The organism is Streptosporangium sp. NPDC005286, from assembly GCF_040607515.1.
Taxonomy (GTDB): domain Bacteria; phylum Actinomycetota; class Actinomycetes; order Streptosporangiales; family Streptosporangiaceae; genus Streptosporangium.
Map to the genome: position 1 here is coordinate 27,985 of NZ_JBEXGU010000010.1, position 19,915 is coordinate 47,899.

21 protein-coding genes are annotated in these 19,915 nt (G+C 70.7%); 11 read left to right on the plus strand and 10 right to left on the minus strand.

Translation table 11 applies throughout. From position 1 onward, the window contains the following. The first annotated feature begins 36 nt into the window (after positions 1-36). The 3 genes from nuoN (at position 37) to ABZU75_RS06120 (ending at position 3,098) form a co-directional block, all read left to right on the plus strand. Complete coding sequence (gene nuoN, locus ABZU75_RS06110) at positions 37-1,536, plus strand: NADH-quinone oxidoreductase subunit NuoN (RefSeq protein WP_355550151.1); 1,500 nt, start codon at positions 37-39, stop codon at positions 1,534-1,536. A gap of 14 nt (positions 1,537-1,550) precedes the next feature. Further along, positions 1,551-2,546, plus strand: a complete 996-nt coding sequence (locus ABZU75_RS06115) for a polyprenyl synthetase family protein (protein WP_355550008.1) — start codon at positions 1,551-1,553, stop codon at positions 2,544-2,546. A 150-nt stretch (positions 2,547-2,696) separates the two neighbouring features. Next, positions 2,697-3,098, plus strand: coding sequence for a MarR family transcriptional regulator (locus ABZU75_RS06120; protein ID WP_355550010.1), 402 nt, complete (start codon positions 2,697-2,699; stop codon positions 3,096-3,098). Positions 3,099-3,101: 3 nt separating this feature from the next. On the opposite strand, the gene rarD is transcribed toward ABZU75_RS06120, so the two are convergent. After that, the gene (gene rarD, locus ABZU75_RS06125; protein ID WP_355550012.1) at positions 3,102-4,022 is read right to left on the minus strand and encodes an EamA family transporter RarD; all 921 of its coding nucleotides are present in this window, start codon (positions 4,020-4,022) and stop codon (positions 3,102-3,104) included. Between the two features lie 136 nt (positions 4,023-4,158). Between rarD and msrA the strand changes: the two genes are divergently transcribed. Then, positions 4,159-4,848, plus strand: a complete 690-nt coding sequence (gene msrA, locus ABZU75_RS06130) for a peptide-methionine (S)-S-oxide reductase MsrA (RefSeq protein ID WP_355550014.1) — start codon at positions 4,159-4,161, stop codon at positions 4,846-4,848. Positions 4,849-4,948: 100 nt separating this feature from the next. Here the strand turns inward: msrA and ABZU75_RS06135 are convergent, their stop codons facing one another. Continuing rightward, on the minus strand, positions 4,949-5,674 hold the full coding sequence (locus tag ABZU75_RS06135; RefSeq protein WP_355550016.1) for a MerR family transcriptional regulator: 726 nt from the start codon (positions 5,672-5,674) through the stop codon (positions 4,949-4,951). 507 nt (positions 5,675-6,181) lie between these two features. Then, on the minus strand, positions 6,182-6,370 hold the full coding sequence (locus tag ABZU75_RS06140) for a hypothetical protein (protein WP_355550018.1): 189 nt from the start codon (positions 6,368-6,370) through the stop codon (positions 6,182-6,184). Between the two features lie 25 nt (positions 6,371-6,395). Between ABZU75_RS06140 and ABZU75_RS06145 the strand changes: the two genes are divergently transcribed. Then, positions 6,396-6,938: a CGNR zinc finger domain-containing protein gene (locus tag ABZU75_RS06145; RefSeq protein ID WP_355550020.1), complete on the plus strand. Its 543-nt coding sequence runs from the start codon at positions 6,396-6,398 to the stop codon at positions 6,936-6,938. 278 nt (positions 6,939-7,216) lie between these two features. Here ABZU75_RS06145 and ABZU75_RS06150 read toward each other — a convergent pair whose 3' ends face one another. The 4 genes from ABZU75_RS06150 to ABZU75_RS06165 are packed head-to-tail and all read right to left on the minus strand — an operon-like array spanning position 7,217 to position 10,633. After that, entirely contained in the window at positions 7,217-8,410 is a 1,194-nt protein-coding gene (locus ABZU75_RS06150) for an ABC transporter permease (RefSeq protein WP_355550022.1), read from the minus strand. Continuing rightward, positions 8,407-9,060: an ABC transporter ATP-binding protein gene (locus ABZU75_RS06155; RefSeq protein ID WP_355550024.1), complete on the minus strand. Its 654-nt coding sequence runs from the start codon at positions 9,058-9,060 to the stop codon at positions 8,407-8,409. The genes ABZU75_RS06150 and ABZU75_RS06155 overlap by 4 nt, the downstream gene beginning before the upstream one ends. Further along, positions 9,057-10,109 carry a peptidoglycan-binding domain-containing protein gene (locus ABZU75_RS06160; protein ID WP_355550026.1) on the minus strand — a complete coding sequence of 351 codons (1,053 nt, stop codon included), beginning with the start codon at positions 10,107-10,109 and terminating at the stop codon, positions 9,057-9,059. Before ABZU75_RS06160 ends, ABZU75_RS06155 begins: the two co-directional genes overlap by 4 nt. Then, positions 10,106-10,633, minus strand: a complete 528-nt coding sequence (locus tag ABZU75_RS06165) for a hypothetical protein (RefSeq protein ID WP_355550028.1) — start codon at positions 10,631-10,633, stop codon at positions 10,106-10,108. Before ABZU75_RS06165 ends, ABZU75_RS06160 begins: the two co-directional genes overlap by 4 nt. A gap of 87 nt (positions 10,634-10,720) precedes the next feature. Between ABZU75_RS06165 and ABZU75_RS06170 the strand changes: the two genes are divergently transcribed. Together ABZU75_RS06170 and ABZU75_RS06175 are read left to right on the plus strand one after the other, a co-directional pair. After that, on the plus strand, positions 10,721-11,365 hold the full coding sequence (locus ABZU75_RS06170; RefSeq protein WP_355550030.1) for a response regulator transcription factor: 645 nt from the start codon (positions 10,721-10,723) through the stop codon (positions 11,363-11,365). Further along, positions 11,362-12,573 (plus strand): HAMP domain-containing sensor histidine kinase, encoded by a 1,212-nt coding sequence (locus ABZU75_RS06175; RefSeq protein ID WP_355550032.1) that lies wholly within the window; start codon positions 11,362-11,364, stop codon positions 12,571-12,573. The genes ABZU75_RS06170 and ABZU75_RS06175 overlap by 4 nt, the downstream gene beginning before the upstream one ends. Positions 12,574-12,685: 112 nt before the next feature. Here the strand turns inward: ABZU75_RS06175 and ABZU75_RS06180 are convergent, their stop codons facing one another. The 3 genes from ABZU75_RS06180 to ABZU75_RS06190 all read right to left on the minus strand — a co-directional run bounded on the left by ABZU75_RS06180 (position 12,686) and on the right by ABZU75_RS06190 (position 14,069). Further along, positions 12,686-12,892: a hypothetical protein gene (locus tag ABZU75_RS06180; RefSeq protein ID WP_355550034.1), complete on the minus strand. Its 207-nt coding sequence runs from the start codon at positions 12,890-12,892 to the stop codon at positions 12,686-12,688. A gap of 380 nt (positions 12,893-13,272) precedes the next feature. Continuing rightward, positions 13,273-13,419 carry a hypothetical protein gene (locus ABZU75_RS06185; protein ID WP_355550036.1) on the minus strand — a complete coding sequence of 49 codons (147 nt, stop codon included), beginning with the start codon at positions 13,417-13,419 and terminating at the stop codon, positions 13,273-13,275. A gap of 77 nt (positions 13,420-13,496) precedes the next feature. Further along, entirely contained in the window at positions 13,497-14,069 is a 573-nt protein-coding gene (locus ABZU75_RS06190) for a DUF4386 family protein (protein ID WP_355550038.1), read from the minus strand. Between the two features lie 140 nt (positions 14,070-14,209). Between ABZU75_RS06190 and ABZU75_RS06195 the strand changes: the two genes are divergently transcribed. From ABZU75_RS06195 to ABZU75_RS06210, 4 genes are all read left to right on the plus strand, one after another. Further along, on the plus strand, positions 14,210-16,903 hold the full coding sequence (locus ABZU75_RS06195; protein ID WP_355550040.1) for a BTAD domain-containing putative transcriptional regulator: 2,694 nt from the start codon (positions 14,210-14,212) through the stop codon (positions 16,901-16,903). A gap of 492 nt (positions 16,904-17,395) precedes the next feature. After that, the gene (locus ABZU75_RS06200) at positions 17,396-18,040 is read left to right on the plus strand and encodes a GNAT family N-acetyltransferase (protein WP_355550153.1); all 645 of its coding nucleotides are present in this window, start codon (positions 17,396-17,398) and stop codon (positions 18,038-18,040) included. Between the two features lie 52 nt (positions 18,041-18,092). Then, positions 18,093-18,671: a helix-turn-helix domain-containing protein gene (locus ABZU75_RS06205; protein WP_355550042.1), complete on the plus strand. Its 579-nt coding sequence runs from the start codon at positions 18,093-18,095 to the stop codon at positions 18,669-18,671. A 140-nt stretch (positions 18,672-18,811) separates the two neighbouring features. Next, positions 18,812-19,690, plus strand: a complete 879-nt coding sequence (locus ABZU75_RS06210; RefSeq protein ID WP_355550044.1) for an SDR family NAD(P)-dependent oxidoreductase — start codon at positions 18,812-18,814, stop codon at positions 19,688-19,690. Positions 19,691-19,915 lie beyond the last annotated feature (225 nt).

Here is a 19,915-nt window from a genome sequence, read left to right on the forward strand (position 1 = left end):
CAAGCCCCGACAATCGAGTACGCGCTGCTCTCGCCGATGCTGCTGGTGTTCGGTGCGGCGATCATCGGGGTGCTGGTCGAGGCGTTCGCGCCCCGCTACCTGCGCAAGTCGATCCAGATGCCGCTCACGCTGCTCGCCCTGCTCGGCGGGTTCGTCATGACCGTCCTGTCCGCCCTCAACGGCCTGCCGGACGCGCCGACGGCCATGGGTTCGATCGCGGTGGACGGCCCCTCCCTGTTCATCTGGGGCATCATCCTCATCCTGGCGCTGGTCAGCACGCTCCTGATCAACGACGAGGACCAGTTCGTCGCGCAGGCGGCGGCGGTACCGGGAAGCCCGGACGAGGAGGAGGCGATCCTCAGCGGACACGCCCAGACCGAGGTCTACCCGCTGCTGCTGTTCTCGGTCGGCGGCATGCTGCTCTTCGCCTCCGCCAACGACCTGCTGGCCATGTTCGTCGGCCTTGAGGTCATGTCCCTGCCGCTGTATCTGCTCTGCGGTCTGGCCCGCCACCGCCGCCTGCTCTCGCAGGAGGCCTCGGTCAAGTACTTCCTGCTCGGCGCGTTCTCCTCGGCCTTCTTCCTGTACGGCATGGCCCTGGTCTACGGCTACGCCGGGTCGGTGGACCTGAAGGTCATCAGCGCCGCGCTCACCAAGGTCAGCGGTCAGGAGACGCTGCTGCTGCTCGGCCTCGCGCTGCTCGGTGTCGGCTTGCTCTTCAAGGTCGGAGCCGCGCCGTTCCAGGCGTGGAAGCCCGACGTCTACCAGGGCGCGCCCACCGCGGTCACCGCTCTGATGGCCTCCACGGTGCTCGTGGCGGCCTTCGGCGCGGTGCTGAGGGTCTTCTGGGTCGCCCTGGGCGGCCTGGAGTGGGACTGGAAGCCGGTCATGTGGGGCATCGCGATCCTGACGATGATCGTCGGTGCGATCCTGGCCATCACCCAGACCGAGATCAAGCGGATGCTCGCCTACTCCTCGATCGCGCACGCGGGCTTCCTGCTCACCGGCGTCGTCGCGATCGGCGCCGCCGAGCAGAACAAGCACGCCCTGTCGGCCATCCTGTTCTACCTGGCCGCGTACGGCTTCACCACGGTCGGCGCCTTCGCGGTCGTCACCATGGTCCGTGACGCGGGAGGCGAGGCCGGGCATCTGTCCCGCTGGGCCGGTCTGGGCAAGCGTTCCCCCGTTCTCGCGGGTATTTTCGCCTTCTTCCTGCTGGCCTTCGCCGGCATTCCGCTCACGAGCGGCTTCTTCGGCAAGTACGCCGTTTTCTCGGCGGCGGTCGCCGGAGACGCGCTGCCGCTGGTCATCGTGGGTGTGGTCAGCTCGGCGATCGCCGCGTTCTTCTACGTCCGGGTGATCGTGCTGATGTTCTTCAACGAGCCCGCCGTCGACGGACCGTCCATCGCGACGCCCACGGTGGGCACCTCGGCTGTGGTCGCCCTCGCGGCAGCGGCTACGGTAGTGCTAGGGGTTTTCCCGCAGCCGGTGCTCGATCTCGCGGATCAGGCTGCGTCCGCGCTGTTCATTCGCTAGAGGAGTAACGGTTCATGGCTGCGCCACCGGTTGTTGATCTTCCGTTCGTCGACGAACGGTTGGCGCAGGACCTCGCTACCGGACTGGCCGAGGTCGAGAAACTGCTGCGATCCTCGGTGGAGAGTGAGGACGCCTTCGTCACGGAGGCGTCCAAGCACCTCATCGAGGCGGGCGGCAAGAGGTTCCGGGCCATGCTGGTCCTGCTCGCCGCCCAGTTCGGTTCACCCGCGGCGGCGGGAGTGGTGCCCGGGGCCGTGGTGATCGAGCTGACCCACCTGGCGACGCTCTACCACGACGACGTGATGGACGAGGCCCCGGTCCGCCGGGGCTCTCCGTCGGCCAACGCCCGCTGGGACAACACCGTGGCCATCCTGACCGGCGACTACCTGTTCGCCCAGGCCTCGGAGATCCTCGCCGACCTTGGCTCCGACGTCATCAGGATCCAGGCGCAGACGTTCTCCCGGCTGGTCCGCGGCCAGATCCGCGAGACCATCGGCCCCCGCTCCGGCGAGGACCCGGTGGCCCACTACATCGGGGTGCTGGCCGACAAGACCGGCTCGCTGATCGCCACCTCCGGCCGGTTCGGCGCCATGCTCAGCGGTGCCACGCCCGAGGTGGTCGAGCGACTGACCCGGGCCTGCGAGGCCATCGGGGTCGCCTGGCAGCTCGGCGACGACCTGCTGGACGTCGCCTCGGAGACGGCCGAGTCGGGCAAGACGCCGGGCACCGACCTGCGCGAGGGCATCCGGACCCTGCCCGTGCTCTACGTCCTGGCGTCGGACAACCCCGAGAGCGTCCGGCTGCGCGAGTTGCTGGCCGGTCCGGTGGCCGAGGAGGACATCGAGGAGGCCCTGCGTCTGCTCCGCGCCGACCCCGCCATGGGACATGCCCGCGCCGAGCTGCTCGACTGGGTCGACCGTGCCCGCGAGGACCTCGCGGGCCTTCCCGACATCCCGGCCCGCGCCGCCTACCTGGCCCTCTGCGACTACGTCGTCGAGCGCTCCGGCTGAGCGCCGGTCCAGGACAGGACCCAGCCCGGCCCGGCGACAGCGCCGAGCCGGGTTTTTCGTGTTTCTTCCACGATATTACTTGCAGGGCAAAGCAAATAATGTATGTGCATGTAGACTCCTGCCGGATAGCACACTCCAGGAGGAATCACCATGTCGTGGGACCGTTTCGCCCTCTTGCACGCACGCGTGGAGGCGGAGTTGGCCAAGGCACTCCAGCGCGGTCACGGCCTGGGGTTGTCGGAGTACCGCGCACTGATCCAGCTCGCCGCCGTCCCCGACGGCTCCATGCGCATGCAGGAACTCGCCGAGGCGGTGGGGCTCAACCAGAGCTCGGTGACCCGCCTTGTCGCCCGTCTCGAAGGGGCCGGGATGACCCGGCGCAACCTCTGCTCGGACGACCGGCGCGGCGTCTACTCGGTGATCACCGACGAGGGGCGCATCCGCCTGGCCGGTGCCACGCCCACCTACGAGCGCTCCCTGAGCGCCGCGCTGGAGCAGGCGGGCGTCGACCCGGTCTTCACCCCCCTGGTCCTCGCCGTACGCGGCTCCTGAGGCTTATGAGGCGTTCTGTACGGCTACCTGCTTGGGCATCGCGCGGCGGACCTGAGCGGCCGTCCTGAGACTGTCCCAGGTGAAGACCGACAGCGCCAGCCAGATGATGGCGAACCCCACCCAGCGGCTGGGCGGCATGACCTCGCGCATGACGACCACCCCGCACAGGAACTGCAGGATCGGGGCGATGTACTGCAGCAGGCCGATCGTGGTGAGAGGTACCCGAAGCGTGGCGGCGGTGAAGCAGAGCATTGGAACGGCGGTGACCACACCCGCTCCGGCCAGCAGGAGCGCGTGGCCCGCCCCCCAGTTGCCGAACGTGCTCGTCCCCTGCTGTCCCAGGTAGGCCAGGTAGCCCAGCGCGGGCAGCAGCAGCACCAGCGTCTCGATCGTCATGCTCTCCGCCGCACCCACCCCGGCGATCTTCTTGACCAGGCCGTAGGTGCCGAAACTGGCGGCCAGCGCCAGTGCGATCCACGGCGGCCGCCCGTAGTCCACGGTCAGCATGACCACCGCCACCGTGCCCAGCCCCACCGCGGCCCACTGCCACGGCCGCAGCCGCTCCTTCAGTATCAGGACGCCGAAGAGCACGCTGACCAGGGGGTTGATGAAGTAGCCGAGCGCGCTCTCGACCACGTGCCCGGTGTTGACGGCGTAGATGTAGACGCCCCAGTTGATCGTGACGAGCACCGCGGCCAGGACGAGAAGGCCGATCTTTCTCGGGGTGCGCAGCAGCTCGCGGAACCAGGACCAGTGGCGTCGCACCGCCAGGATGGCGACGACGGCGACCAGGGACCAGGCGATGCGGTGGGCCAGGATCTCCAGGGCGCCGGAGGGCTTCAAGAGCGGCCAGTAGAGCGGGAACAGGCCCCACATTGCGTAGGCGGCGATCCCGTAGAGAACTCCACGGCGTGTTTCAGGCATGACCCCTATCTTTACTCCTTACTCGATTTAACACAATTTAGCTGTGCTTTTCGATCAGTTAAGAAACACTTGTGGGAACACGGGGGAGCCGCCCTCGGTTGCTTCCTGGTGAGAACGTGTCAGGAGGAGGTTCGCAATGGGCTGGCTGTTCGGCAAGGACAAGACTTCCATGGTGTCCCCGGAGAACGCGCTGCCGGGCCGTGCCACCAGGATGGCGGTGCCCGGGCGTCATGAGGTTCTCGACGCCCCGCTGGCTCCGCCGTACCCCGAGGGGAGTGAGATCGCGGACTTCGGCCTCGGCTGTTTCTGGGGCGCCGAGCGCATTTTCTGGCAGACCCCGGGTGTGGTCTCCACCTCCGTCGGCTACGGGGGCGGCTACACCCCGAACCCGACCTACGAGGAGGTCTGCACCGGCCAGACCGGTCACACCGAACTCGTCCGCGTCGTCTTCGACCCGGCCCGGGTGTCCTACGAGGAACTGCTGCGCGTCTTCTGGGAGTCGCACAACCCCACCCAGGGCATGCGCCAGGGCAACGACGTCGGCACGCAGTACCGCTCGGCGATCTACTTCCACTCACCCGAGCAGGAGAAGGCCGCCCTGACCTCGCGTGACGCCTACCAGAAGGTCCTCACCGACTCCGGCTACGGCGCCATCACCACCGAGATCGCCCCCGCCGGCGACTACCACTTCGCCGAGCAATATCACCAGCAGTACCTCTACAAGAACCCCGGCGGCTACTGCGGCATCGGCGGCACCAACGTCAAGCTAGGTGACCCGTCTCAGTGGGGCGCCTGCCAGACCGGTCTGGTCCCGACCGAGGAGTAGCTCCACAGCGCTCCGCTGTACGGCTCACGCTCAACTTCTGGGCGTGAGCCGTCCTGCCGTCCGGCCCCGGTTCGGTGGGTGGGAGACGTGTGAGGAGCGGTCAGGCCGAGGGGGTGTGTCGTTGGGGGTGTACGGATACTTCAAGGACGACGGCGTGGGCTCCGTCGGCGTCGACGAGGTGTTCTTCCACGGTGGGGCCGGTGATGGCCAGGTGGTGGCGGTGCAACCAGCCGAACAGGTCCTGCCCGGCGCGGACCACGTCTGCGGAGGGCGGAACGACGGCTCGCACGACGGATCGAGCGGGCAGGGTGAGCTGCTCGCTGTCGCGATCGGTGGTCACCGCCGCCGTGAACCCGCCGGTCGGCTGCCCGCGCAGCCAGGTCAGCAGGGTCGCCGGCGGTGCCGGGCATAGGGCGGCGAGCTCGGATGGATGATCGAGGTGCAGCCGGCGTACGCGTAGGCGGCGTGATCTCATCGCGGTCTGCTGGGGCAGGATCGACATCGGCGTGGCGAGGTGGTCCTCGGCATGAGCCGCAGTGGCGGCCAAAGCGGCGATGTCACGCTTGATGCCCGTCACGATCTCGGCCAGGGCTTGTCGCAGCTGCGCCTCGGGAGCGTCCAGCAGATCGGCGATCCGGCGTAACGGCAGGCCCAGGCGTTGCAAGCCGCGGATGCGTTCCAGCCGTGACAGCTCGGCCACGCCGTACCAGCGATAGCCGGTGGATCGGTCCACCGCGGCGGGAGCCAGTAGCCCGATCTTGTCGTAATGGCGCAGGGTCCGTTCGGACACGCCGACCATGTGCGCCAGTTGACCGATCCGCCACACCCTGGCTCCTCTCCCCGGCATGTTGACTCTGTCCCTGCGGCAAGGTCCTACCGTCACCGTCCATTTGCCTGGGCGGCTCTGAGCGAGGCGCCGAAGGTGCCGCTGCGCCATCGGCGGGACCGGGGTTGCGTGCCCCGTGAGACTGACCTCCGGCGACGCGTAGACCTGCGAAGACAGCCGAAACTTGGCCCAGGTCGGCCCGGTCCATCCGGTGTCGATTTGGGACCGGTGTCGTTTTCGGCGAGGAGTTTCATTACAGGGTTAAAGTCGGTTCGCTGCGGGGTCCGCCGGGTGCGCTGATCGGTCTGCGTGCCCGGCTACGGCTCTCCGGCCGGTCCGAGCACGCACGGCCCCACGCGCCCCGTGGGGCCGACAGAAGCCACCAAGGAGACGCCGCGCGGACACATCTGTGAGGAGTCACACCGGCAGCGCTGGAGGTGGCCCGCACCCGCCACGCATCGCTCCTACTGCCGGGGGTCCGCGGCCAGGTTGAAAAGAATGCGCCGGTCAGCGGCGCGCCTGGCCGGACGGTGCGCTCCGCCGGGCGCTCCACGCCACCACCGCCGCGGCGGGCGGGTTAAGGGCCCCGCACAGCACCCGCCAGGTGCCGCAGCGGCAGGTCTGGTAGCGCACCAGCCCTTCGCTGGTGTGGTGGTGGGAGCGGGTGTGCCAGTCATGTCCGTCGTGATCGTTCATGGGTCCAGCGTGCTGTAATGGCATTGTGCATCTCAACCCTTACGGGGCGGACGCGGTCCTTCTGATGGCGGACCTGACCAACTTCCCGCCCGCATCCCTCGACGACCTGGTGAAACGGTGCGCGGACGCCGGCCTCGTCATCGACCGCCCCCCGGGGGAGGCGGATCTAGCTGCCGCGCTCAACCTGGCCGAGCAGTGGTGCGAGATCGTCGACATCCGCGACGAGCGCGCACGGGTCGCGCTGCTCAACGACCTGCTGGCCACCTCGGCGGCGTATCCCCGCGTCACTGACCACGCCGGAACCGGCTGGCACCTGCACTATCGCGACGCGGGCCTGTCGCTCGGCGGCGTGCTGCGCGCGCTGGTCGCGGTGGGCACCGCCCTGCATCTGACGGGGCGCGGCATGTCGCGGCTGGCGCGCTGCGCGCGCGACGGCTGCGGGCTGGTTTACGCGGACGTCTCGCGGAGCGGCCGGCAACGCTACTGCTCGCCGCGCTGTGCCAACCGGGACGCGGTGCGGCGGCACCGGGCCCGCCACGCTCCTCCTTCTCCGGTGAATCGACAGTGAACCTCCGCGGGCGGCCACCGACTACTGCGGCCTCAGTGCCCTTCTTGTTTCGCCCCTGCTTGTGCTTGAAGCCGTACGAGATGAACGCCGGCGGCTGGAGACCGTGGCCTACTCTCGCACCAGCCCCTACCAGCAGGCGATCCGCGCGCGGATCGTGCTGGACGCCGCCCGCCTCTCCCCCCGAGGCCCTTGCCGCCCCGTGACCCTCCGTCAGGGCCAACACAAAGCGCCCCGGAGCGATCAAGCTTCGGGGCGTTTGGGCTGTTCAGAGGATGTGGTCAGGGGGCGGCAAGGGCCTCGGTGGGGGAGAGGCGGGCGGCGCGCCAGGCCGGGTAGATGCCGGCGAAACCGCCGATCACCAGCGTGGCGACCACGCCGCCGACGCCGGCCCACGCGGGCACCACCGCGGGCCAGTTCTGGTACGTCGCGTACGCCCCCGTCACGGCGATCCCCAGCAGTGCGCCGCCGACGCCACCGAGCGCCGACAGCAGCAGGGATTCGGCGAGGAACTGGATCCTGATATGTCCCCGGGTGGCGCCCAGCGACCGGCGCAGGCCGATCTCCGCGCGCCGTTCGAGCACCGAGATGACCATCGTGTTCGCTACGCCCACGCCGCCGACCAGCAAGGCCACCGCGCCGAGGCCGAGCAGCAGCCCGGTCAAGGCCGTGTCCGTGGCCTGCTTGGCCGCGAGCGCGTCCGACGGCCGCGACACGTCCACCTCGTTCGGGTTCTCCGGGTTGGCGGTGGCGCCCAGGACAGCCTTCACCGCCAGTACGGCGTCGTCCCGCGTACGGGTGTAGACGGTGGTCGGATACCCGTCGAAGCGCAGGGTGGACTTCGCCGCATGCCAGCCGACCAGGGCGGCGAAGTCCAGTTCCGGCGCGAGGACGACCGGGCGCAGGACGCCGACGACGGTGAACCACTGGCCGCCCAGCCATACCTTCACGTCCGGGGTGGCCCTGACGACGCCGAGCCGCTTGGCCGCCGAGGCCCCGAGCACCACGGCGGGGTACCGCACGGTGGCCGCGTTGAGCCACGTCCCGTTGGCCACGCTCGCGCCCACTGTGCCGAGCAGGTCGGCCCGAGCGGCCATCACCGTCAGGTTGCCCGTCTCGCCCGGTGGGACACGGTCACTCCGGTACACGTTGGCGCTGGTCAGCGTCCCTGTGGCCGTCACCGAGAGCACCGGGCCGATCCGGCCTATCATCGCCACCGACTCCTCCGGCAGGTGCGACTGGTCGCCGTGGAGGGTGTGCCCGGGGGACACCCGCAGCAGGTTCGTGCCGAGTGCGGCGAGCTGCCGGTTGAGGCTCTCCCGGCTGGAGCTCGCGATGCCGACCACGCACACCATCGCGGCGATGCCGAGCGCGATGCCGAGCGCGGACAGGAACACCCGCAGTGGCCGGGCGCGCAGACCGGCGGCGCCGACCCGGAAGGCGTCCGCGGGTGAAAGATGCGACGGCGCGGTCATGCGACCACCTGCCCGTCGCGTACGTGCACCAGGCGGTGCAGCCCTGCGGCGAGGTCCCGGTCATGGGTGATCACCACGACGGTGGTGCCGGTGGAGTGAAGGTCCCGCAGCAGCCGCATCACCTCCGCGCCCGAGGCGGAGTCGAGGTTGCCGGTCGGCTCGTCGGCGAGCAGCACGGGCGGATCGCCCACCACCGCGCGGGCGATGGCCACCCGTTGCTTCTCCCCGCCGGAGAGCTCGTGCGGGCGGTGGTCCAGCCGGTCGCCCAGTCCCAGCCGCTCCAGGGTGACGGTCGCCCGGCGGCGTCGCTCGCGCAGCCGGACGCCGGCGTAGAGCAGGCCGTCGGCCACGTTGTCCACCGCCGGTACGCCCGCCGCGAGGTGGAACTGCTGGAACACGAAGCCGACGGTGCGCCCCCGCAGCGCCGAGAGCCTCCGGTCCGGCAGCCGGGACACGTCGGTTCCGGCGATCGTCACCGTCCCGTTGGTCGGCAGGTCCAGCGCCCCGATGAGATGGAGCATCGTCGACTTGCCCGATCCGGACGGGCCGACGACGCCGACCAGCTCGCCGGCGTCGATCGTCAGCGAGACGTCGCGCAGCGCCTGGAAGCCGCCCGGGTAGGTCTTGCCCACTCCGCTGAGGACGATCATTCGGGCACCCCCACGCGGGTGCCCTCGGTGATGCCGTCACCGCTGACCTCCACCCGGCCGTCGCCGAACATGCCCAGACGCACGGGCACGTACCGGCTGGTGGAGCCGGTCACCACCTGCAGACCGTAACCGCCCTCGGCGAGCACGGCCAGCGCCGCGACGGGGACCGTGAGCACGTCGCGCACGCTGTCCGACACCAGGCTGACGACGACCGGGGCCCGGTCCAGCCGGCCGATCTTCGACTGGTCCCGGAGGGTCACGGTCACGTCGATCGTCGCGGGGCGCTGCTCATCCGGCCCGGGGGTGGCCACGGTGCCCACCTCGGCGATCCTGCCCTTGGCGGTCTTGCCGTCCGGGAGTTCGACCGTCGCGGGCAGCCCCCGCCTGACCAGGGTTTGCAGCGCCACGTCCAGGGCGATGCTGACCACCTTCGTGGTGCGGGTGTAGGCGAGGATCGGCCCGCTTCCGGGGGTGCCGAGCCGCCCGGTGAGTGACGCCACCCGTATCGCGCCGGGCGCGATCACCACGGACGCCGGGTCGAAGACACCTGTCTGGGTAAGCCCGAGATCCTTCTGCCACCGGCGTACGGCGACCGCCGTGGCCCAGGTGTACCGGTGGTCCACGGTCAGACCCGGGTAGCCGAGGGCGGCCAGGTTACGCTCCACCTCCTCGACGTCCCTGCCGGCGTCACCGATGCGCAGCTGCCGGTAGAGCGGAAGCCTGCCGTAGAACAGCGGCACCGGGTCGTCGTCCGCCCGGTAGACCGACCGGCCGCGTTTGATCGTGGCGCCGAGGCGCGGTAGCCAGGTGAGGGTGCCGGAGCCGCGTCCGGCGACGGTCACCGACGCCCCGTAGCCCAGCACCCCGTTCACCTGCTGGCTCCGGGTCAAGGTGGTCCGGGTGACCGGAGCGGTGGCGGGTAGTGCCCTGGTGGTGCTCGACGAGGTGGACGGGCTCTTCCCGCCGAAGCCGATCGCGGCGGCCGTCACCACCACGATCGCCAGCAGAGCCGACCCGCCCACCAGCGCCGTCCGGGTCGGCCGGTTCACTTCCCCTCCTTCTGTTCCTGGGGCAGCTTGTCCTTGCAGGCCTCGATGGCCGCCTTGTAGACCGGGTCGCTGTCGAGCTGGGCCCGGGTGACGTTCGCGAATCGGCCCTTGATCACCATGTTTCCGTCGGCTGGGTCGGGATCGCTCATCTCGACGTCGTGGGCGCGCATGCACACGGCGAAGGCCCGGAGCTGCTCCAGTTCCTCTGGCGGGGGGCCGTTCTCCCGCATCCCCTCCGGTAGGAAGCGCAGGCACGCCTGGTGGGCGGTTCGCCACGCGCGTGCTTGCTCGCCGCTCGGCGGGATGAGCCTGAGAGGTTCGTTCGGGCCGAGATCCGGCATGGTCTGGCCGTGCTCCCGCATGCACTTCACGTAGGCGGCCGGATCGCCGGCCGGGGATGCGGACGGGCGCGCGCTTGCGGTGCCGCTGGTCGCCGAGGCGATACCGGTGCCCTCGGGGGCCTTGGTGCAGGCGGCGACCGCCAGCCCGCACAGCAGGACGGGGATCACGAGAATTGGTCTCATGCTGTCGAGGTCTACGCCGCGGCCGGTGACAGCACCGCTACGTCCGATGTCGGACCGATGTCATGCCCGGCGACGCAGAATGACCTCATGCGAGTCCTGGTGGTCGAGGATCACGTCACGCTGGCCCATCGGATCGCCGAAGGGCTCCGAGACGCCGGGATGGCGGTCGACGTGGTCACCGACGGAGCGGCCGCCATGGTCGAGGCGGCCGCCACGGCGTACGACGTGATCGTGCTCGACCGGGACCTGCCCGGGGTTCACGGCGACCAGGTGTGCCGGTCGCTGGCCGGTGGCAGGGCCTGCATCCTGATGCTCACCGCGGCGGCCGGGGTCGACGATCGGGTCGACGGGCTGGAGCTGGGCGCCGATGACTACCTGGGCAAGCCGTTCGCGTTTCACGAGTTGGTCGCCCGGGTGCGCGCGCTCGGCCGCCGCGCGCCGTCCGCGCCGCCGATCGTCCGCCGCGGCGACCTGGTCGTGGACCGGGCCCGCCACCGGGTCAGCCGTGGCACCCGCGCGTTGTCGCTCACCCGTAAGGAGTTCGGGATCCTGGAGATGCTCATGGCCGCCGACGGCGGCGTGGTCAGCACCGAGGAGCTGCTGGAGCACGTCTGGGACGCCAACGCCGACCCGTTCAGCAACATCGTCTCGGTCACGATGACCCGGTTACGCCGCAAACTCGGTCCGCCGCCGGTGATCGAGACCGTCGTCGGACGGGGTTACCGGCTGTGACCCGGCCGCGCCTCACCATCCGGGTCCGCCTCACGCTGCTCTACACCGGCCTGTTCGCGGCGTGCGGGGCGATCGTTGTCGCCATCACCTACTTCCTCGTGGCCGGGCTTCCCGAGATCCAAGGCACGGGGACGCGCCCGGCGGACAATGCCGAGCAGTTCCTCACATACTGCAGGCAGGCCCTCCGCGTGGACGCCGATCCCGCGCTTCAGGCCAAGTGCGACCTGGCCTACCTGGAAGGCGTCGTGGCCGGCGCGGCGGGCCAGCGCGAGGCGACCCTGTCACACCTGCTGCGGTACTCGCTGATCACCCTCGTGGTGGTCATCCTCCTCGCCGCGCTCGCCGGGTGGATCGTCGCCGGGCGGGTGCTGCGCCCGGTCCACCGCATCACCGCGGCGGCGCGCGCCGCGTCCGAGCACAACCTGTCGGCGCGGGTGTCGCTGACCGGCCCGCGCGACGAGCTGCACGAGCTGGCCGACACCTTCGACGACATGCTCGGCCGCCTGCAGGCCGCGTTCGAGAGCCAGCGGCGGTTCATCGCCAACGCCAGCCACGAGCTGCGTACGCCACTGACCGTCATGCGCGCCACCGTCGACGTCGTCCTCGGCAAGCGGGCACCCACGGAGGCGGAGCTGCTGAGCATGGGCCGGGACGTCCGGGTCGCCGTCGACCAGGCCGAGGCGGTCGTGGGGGCCCTGCTCACCCTGGCGCGGAACGAGCGCGGGCTGAGCGTCCGGGAGAAGGTCGACCTGGCCACCGTGGCCGAGGACGTCCTCGACGACATCCGGCTCGGCGACCGGAACCTGCACGCGACGCTGGAGCCGGTGGTGACGTGGGGTGACCCCGTGCTGCTGGAACGGCTCGTCGCCAACCTGGTCGACAACGCGATCCGCTACAACGTGCCCGGCGGCGACATCTGGCTCACCACCTCCGCGATGGACGAGCGGGTCACGCTTTCGGTGACCAACACAGGACCGGACGTTCCCGCGGATCGCGTCGACGCCCTGTTCGAGCCGTTCCAGCGCCTGCACGATCGCACCACGTCGGACGGGTTCGGGCTGGGACTGGCGATCGTCTCGTCGATCGCCGCCGTGCACGACGGTGCGATCACCGCCGCTCCCCGCCCGGATGGCGGCCTGCGCGTCACTCTGACGGTTCCAGCGGCCGGGCCTGCACCGCGCGAGCAGTCGTCAGATCGCGCCCATTGATTGGGCGACCCAGATCTCGCCACATCCACGCGGGCGGATAGCCGCCCAAGCCTGAGACCGAAGCCGGTCGCAGCGTCTGATCAAAGCGAGGGATGGGAATGAGTACGGACCTTTAGGGCGCCGAGTTTGCGTTTCGCCTTGAGGGAATCTCCGAAAGTGCCTCGCGGATCAGTTCCGACAGCCACCAGGGGAAGGACGCGCCATCGGTCCAGACCGATACCAGCGCGATCCCGTAGCCCTCGTGAACGTCAGCCGCGATGCCGAGATCTTCCAGCGCCGTCAGTAATCGGTTGGCTGCCCGGAGTGGTAAGCGATGCATGACGCGATCATCACGAAGGACGGCACACGCGCTGAACAGCCCAGCACTGCCAGTAGTGGCTCTATTCGTGTCACGAATACGGCCGCGCCGAGGCGATCCGGCTTAACCTAACGTCATGGATCGAGCGAGCGGCAGCTTGCCGCCCCAGTTCTGGTCTTCCCCGGCTCTCGCGGCGCTCACCGTCGCCCCGACTCCGATACAAGAACCGCAACGGCTACTGCGGCATCGGCGGAACGGGCGTTGCCTGTCCGGCCGGCCTGACCTCCGGCGAAGCGTAGACCTGCGGAGATGGTCAGAACCTGGCTCGTGATCGCCCGGCGCGCCCGGAGTCGATCATGGGCCAGAGCTGTTTGCGCGGCGTCGCCGTCCAGCGCGAGCTCCTAGTGGATGGCCAGATAGACGGCTTCGGGGCGGGACGGCCTGGCGGGCATCCGGTCCTTCGGCAGTGGCCGGGTGCCGACCGGGCCGGCGAACAGGTCGACCACGTCGTCGACCGGCTCGGCGGCCTTCACCTCGTGCAGCGCCACTGCGACCCCCTGATGTCGTGGCCAACGACAGGAGCGCTCCTGTGATCATCAGCGGAAAAACTCACGCAACGCCCAAATCACCTGTTGAAGCCCTTGATGAGCAGCCACGACGCCAGCACCATCTCGCTGACCGACAGCGGCGCGATCAGCACGGCGTGCGCCGGCGCGGACACCTCGACCACCCCGAAGAGCACGAGCAGAGCGTCCACCGCGTACGGCACCACCGCGGCCAGCGCCCATCCGGAGATCAGCCGCGGCACCAGCGCGCCCCGCCACAGCGCCCCGTTGAGCAGCACCACGGCCAGGCAGAAGAACAGGGAGCTGACCGGATAACCCCAGGTGCCGTACGTGCCGGACCACGAGGCATCTCCGCCGGACGCGGCGACGAGCGGCCCGAGCGCCGACGGGAGCAGCAGCACGACCTCCAGCGTGCGCGCCACGACGTACCCGACGGCCACCCCCTCGCCGCGTTCGCGCAGCACCGGGAAGATCGCCGCCGGGATCATCGCGATGGCGGCGGCCATCACTACCACCAGCAGCGCCCCGGCCCGCGACCGGTCCCCTGCCAGCAGCACCGCGCTCAGCACACCCGCCACGGTCGCGGTGATGAAGAGGCCCCCGACGATCCGGGCCGTCGTCTGTCTGCTCATGCTCACTCCGAAACTCCGAAGACAACTGAAGACGATGAGGACCGCGATGTCCGCTATGGTCCGATCGATGCGGCACCCACCCTGGCCGGGGACGGTGTGCGAACGGTGTGCCGGCGGTTGGCCGGGCGAGGAGGCGGCCCGTGGTCCGGATCCGGCTGCTGGGCGGCGTGACCGCCGAGACCGACGACGGCGACCCGATCGACGTGGGCGCGGCCAGGACGCGCACCCTGCTGGCGGCCCTGGCCCTGTCGCCCGGCGCGCCCGTGCCAGTCGCGCGGCTGATCGAGCAGGTGTGGGCCGACGCGCCGCCCCGTACGGTGGCCAAGACCTTGCAGTGGCACGTCGCCCGGCTGCGCGCGGCGCTGGGCCACGCCGCGATCGGTCGGGCCGGCGCCGCCTACCGGCTTGACCTGCCGGCCGAGGCCGTCGACGTGGGCCGTTTCCGCGCCCACCTGCGCGACGGCGACGCGGAAGCGGCACTCGCCGAGTGGACCGGCGACCCGCTGGCCGGAGTGGACGCGCCGGGCCTGGCCGCAGCGGTGCACGGCCTGATGGAGGAGCGGCTCGGCGCCCTGGAGTCGGCTCTGGAACACCAGGTGGACCGCGACCCGCACCGGGCCGCCGCCACCCTGACCGGCCTGGTCACCCGCCACCCGCTCCGAGAGGGCCTGTGGGCGCTGCTGATGACCGCGCTGACCCGGTCCGGACGGCGGGCCGACGCCCTGGCCACCTACCAGCGGGCCCGCCGCCACCTGGTCGCCGAGCTCGGCATCGAGCCCGGCCCCCGGCTGCGCGACCTGGAGGCGCGGATCCTGCGCGAGGAGGAGCCCCGGGAGGGCAACCTGCCGCCGCGGCTGAGCCCGCTGATCGGCCGCGACGACGCCCTGGCGGCGGTGGTCGGCGCCCTCGCCGGGTCGCCGGTGGTCACCCTGGTCGGGCCCGGCGGCATCGGCAAGACGCGGCTGGCCCTGGCGGCGGCGCTGCGAACCGGTGGCGCCGCCTGGCTCCTGGACCTGTCGGAGATCACCGACGCCGCCGATGTGCCCCGCGTCGCGGCAGGCACGCTCGGCGTCGCGCAGCGGCCCGGCCGCGGCCTGACCGAGTCGGTCGTGGCCGCGCTGGCCTCCCGTACGGCGCTGCTGGTGGTGGACAACTGCGAGCACGTGCCGGACGGCGCGGCCGGATTCGTCCAGGCGGTGGCCCGGGGATGCCCGCACGTACGGGTGCTGGCCACCTCACGGGAGCGGCTGGCCGTGGACGGCGAGCAGGTGGTGGCCGTCGACCCGCTGGCGCCGGGGGCCGCCGCCGAGCTGTTCCACACCCGCGCGTCCGCCACCGACCTCGGCTACGACCGCCTCGCGCACGCCGCCGACGTGGCCGACCTGTGCCGCCACCTGGACGGCATCCCGCTGGCCATCGAACTGGCCGCCGCCCGCGTCCGCAGCCACCGCCCCCGCGACCTGCTGGCCCGCCCCGGCGCGGCGACCGGTGAGCGCAGGACCGGCGCCCCCAGGCACCGCAGCCTGCACGCCGCCCTGGCCTGGTCCCACGACCTGCTCACCGACGCCGAACGCGTGACGCTGCGCGACCTGTCGGTCTTCCGCGGCCCTTTCCCGCTGGCCGCGGCCGCCACCGTGACCGGGGACGACGCCCTCCTGGGCACCCTGGTCGAGCGGTCGATGGTGGCGACCGTGCCCGGGCCGCGGTTCCGGCTGCTGGAGCCGATCCGCCAGTTCGCCGCCGCCCAGGGCCCGACCGAGGAGGCCGCGGGACGGCACGCCCGCTGGTGCCTCATCGAGGTCGCCGAGATCGGCGTGCTGCTGCGCAGCACCCGGGAGGAGGAGGGCGTGGCCCGGCTGCGCGAGCTGTGGCCGAACCTGCGCGCCGCGTTCGGGTGGGCGTGCGCGGCCGGCGACGTGGCGACGGCCGACGCGCTGGTTCGCCCGGTGGTGACGGAGCTGACGCTGCGCGGCACCCAGGAGATCGGCGACTGGGCCGAGCGCCTGCTGGCCCTGCTCCCGCCGGATCAGGCCGGTCGGCGCGCGTTCTGGCTGCTGTGGGCGGCCGAGCGGCTCACCCAGACCGCCGACCCGGCCGCCTTCGTCGCCCTGGCCGCGCCGGACCACCCGCTGGCCCGCTACGCCGCCGCCTACGTGTGCGGCGACGGGCAGGCCCTGGCGGAGCTGCTGCTGCCGGCGGCGGCCGGGCTGCGCGAGCGGGAGCCGTACCTGGCGGCGTTCCTGCAACTGAACGCGGCCGGAACGCTGCTCGGCATTGGCCGCTTCGCGCAGGTGGATGAGGCGGTCACGGTGCTGGCCGCCCGCTACCGCGCGGAGGGGCCGCCGACGCTCCACCACTGGGCACTGCAGACCCTGGCCTACTCGGCCGCGTTCCAGCGCCGCCCCGGCGACGCCGAGCGGTTCTTCGACGAGGCGGCCACGATCGACCTGCCGGAGGGCTCGCTGTCGGCGGGAAAGGCCGTCCAGGCACGTACGGCGTTTCGGCGCGGGGACCACCCGCGCGCGTACAGGTTGCTGCGTGGTTACATCGACGAGCTCGTGGCCACCGACAACGTGGTCGCGGCGAGCGTGGTCTGCATCGAGTTCGTCACCATGACGGCGGCGCTCGGCCTGCGGGAGGAGGCCGCGCGGATGCTGGCCTACCTGGAGTCGCGCAACGAGTTCGGCGCGATGGCCGCGCGTTTGCTGGTGCCGTACGCGGTGGGCGGGCGCACGGCGGACCCGGGCCTGACCGACCGGCAGGCGCTCGACTACATGGGTGCGGTCCTGGACCGGCTGACGACCGATCAGGAACGAAGAAGCGCCGGGCGGTGACTCCTCTCTACGGTGGGAAACATCCCAGAAACCCCCAAAAGGGTAGGAATGAAAATGGACGCCACGAAGAAGAACGAAAGCACCACCAAGGCGTTCACCGACGAGGATAAGGCCGTCTTACAGACCTGCGACGGTGCAGCGAGATCGGGCCGGATCGGGGCGTTCGAGGGGCCGCGCTGCGGAGCAAGTTAGAACACAAGTCGGACTGATCGATCCGAGGGCGGATCGGCCCCTCCGTCGCCGGTGTCGGCGAGGAGGGCCAGGAGGACGAGGAGCCCCGCGCGGCGACGGCCCGGGGTCCGGGATCACAGAAGACCAGCACCACAAAGGAGCAGGCGACGACACGACGAACAGACACACGAACACCGCCGAGACGACGGCCACGAACGGCAGAGCGCAACACAGCGGATCAACAGGCCGGCCAGAGACCACAGCGTCAGAAAGAATGAACCGACAGGAGAGACAGTGCTAGGCATCATCACTTTTGTGACGATGCGTCCAGGACGAAAAGACCGGGTCCGCGAGCGGCTGCTGGGCCGCTCGTGCGGCTGGTGCGGCCGGCGCGTGCCCTACTCCGGGCGCGGCCGCCCGGCCTCCTACTGCTCCAAGTCGTGCTGTAACCGCGCCTGGGAGGTGCGCAGCGCTGAGGCCAGGTTGCAGCGCGACATCGCCGTCGGCGTCGTGCGCACAGAGCCGGTGCGCGAGGTGGTCCGCGAGACCGTCGTGGAGACCCGCTTCGTCCCCGTGCGCCGCGAGCCCGGTGAGCCGGGCGCGACGTCGGCCGTCCCGGCGACGGCGCAGCAGTGGCTGGCGCAGCTGGCCGAGCTCGCCGCCCAGTTGCGCGAGGGCGAGCTGGGCCGCCAGCACTGGTATCACGCCAGGCTCTACAACGCGATGATCTCCGCCGCCGGGTATCGCCCATGGTTGAATACAGCGGCGCAGCTGTCCGTCTTGACCGCCGCGAAGTATCGCGGCCGTGGCCTGGCTCGCTTGGTAGCCTCGGCGGCGGTGGCCGACGCTCTGGTCAACGGGTTGCTGCCGCAGTGGAGAGCGCGTCCGGAGCCGTCGCGACGAGTCGCCCGAGCCCTCGGTTTCCGGGAGTTCGGCTCGCAGATCAGCCTTCTCATGAAGCACTGACCGCCGGCCCGCGCTCGAATCGGCTTGACCGGCAAGCCGTTAGGCTGTGCCCGTGACACCCAGTGCTGAGCGGGGGACGGCGTTGCGCGCGGACGCCGCACGCAACCGCGCACGGGTGTTGAAGGTCGCCCGCGAGCAGTTGGCCATGGGTGACGACTCGCTCATGCTGAACACCATCGCCCGGCTCGCGGGAGTGGGCGTCGGGACCGTGTACCGGCATTTCCCCAACCGGCACGCGCTGCTGGAGGCGCTGCTGGCGGAACGCTTCCAGCAGCTCGTCGACGAGGCGCAGGCTGCGGCGGCCGACGAGGACGCCCTTTCGGGTTTGCATCGTCTTCTGCGTTTCACTCTCGGACGCATGCTGGACGACGCCGGGTTCGCAGCGGTGCTCGAATCCGCCAGCGACGCCGATGCGCAGACCTCGGCGATGAAGGTCGAGCTGGACCGTGCCGTCGCGGAGCTGCTCGACCGTGCCCGCCGCGCGGGCGCCATCCGGCGGGGCATCGAGGCGGACGATGTCCGCCGTCTGCTCTGCGGCATCGAGCACGCGGTCCGCTCCGGTGGCAACGACACCGAGCATGCCGAGATCTACCTCGACGTCCTCCTTGAGGGCCTGCGCCCCTCGCGTTGACGGCAGCCTGGAACCCGCAGCTTGGGAGTTCGTTGCCGCACGCCCGTCTCCGCTAAGCGGATAGTCATCCATTTATGCTACGGTGTGAGCCTTAAAGCGGATGACTATCCGGTAGCGTTCGACCAGTGGAGGGTGGGGCCATGGGCAAACGGGCCGTGGTGACGGCGGGGACCGGAGGAATCGGCTTGGAGACCGCGATGGGGCTGGCGGCGACAGGTCATGCGGTGACCGTGATCGGCCGGAACGCTGAGCGAGGTGCTCGCGCGGTCGAGAGAATCGACGCGGTGGCGACAGGGCAGGGGGCGAGGTTCGTCGCCGCCGACCTCGCATCGCTCGGCTCCGTCCGGGGGCTGGCCGCCCGGCTCGCGGGAGAGGGCCCGCTGAACGTCCTGGTCAACAATGTCGGGGCGATGTTCGCAGATCGGCAGCAGACGGTGGACGGGATCGAGGCGTCGTTCGCCGTCAACCACCTTTCCCCGTACCTGCTGACCGAACTGTTGCTGGAGCCGCTCCGGGCCGGAGGACCGAGCCGGATCGTGAATGTCACCTCGGGCGCGGTCCGGACGGCCAAACGCTCCTTCGATGCCGCCGAGCCGCCGGGCGGCTACTACGGCTTTCACTGGTACGGCCGAGCGAAGCTCGCCAACCTCGCTTACACGCTGGATCTGGCGGAGCGGCTGCGAGGCACGGGCATCTCGGTTTTCGCGGCCGATCCCGGTGGCGCGGCCACCGCGATGACCGACGGCACCATGCGGTCGCCGAAGATCGTCTCGCCGGGGCTGCGGCTGCTTTGGCCGCTGGTCCGGCGTACCTTCGAACGCGCCACGTCCGGCTCCGCGTCACTGGCCGCACGGTCGTCGGTCCTCGCGGCGGCCGACGCCGCACTGGACGGGCGGACCGGCCTGGTCATCGGACCCGAGGCTCGTCCCGTCGCGCCCTTCCGTCCCGTCACCGACTCCCGAATGGCCGAGGCCGTCCTCCGGCTCAGCCGGCAGCTGGCCCCGCTCACCTCAACCTGACCTTCACGTCGCTTTTTTGGCCGAGGCGAACAACTTAGGTGGATTTTGTTCGGTGCAGTTACATCGGCCCAGTCGAACAAAATCATGGGGGCGTCGGTGTCTGCTGCCCGGTGGGGCTGACGAGTTCTTCGGAGGAGTGACCGAACGCGGAGACCCCTTGGGCGATCAAGGGGTCCTCCGCAGGCGGGGCATCGGCCCGGCCGAGCGTCGTGCGCGTGGCGGATC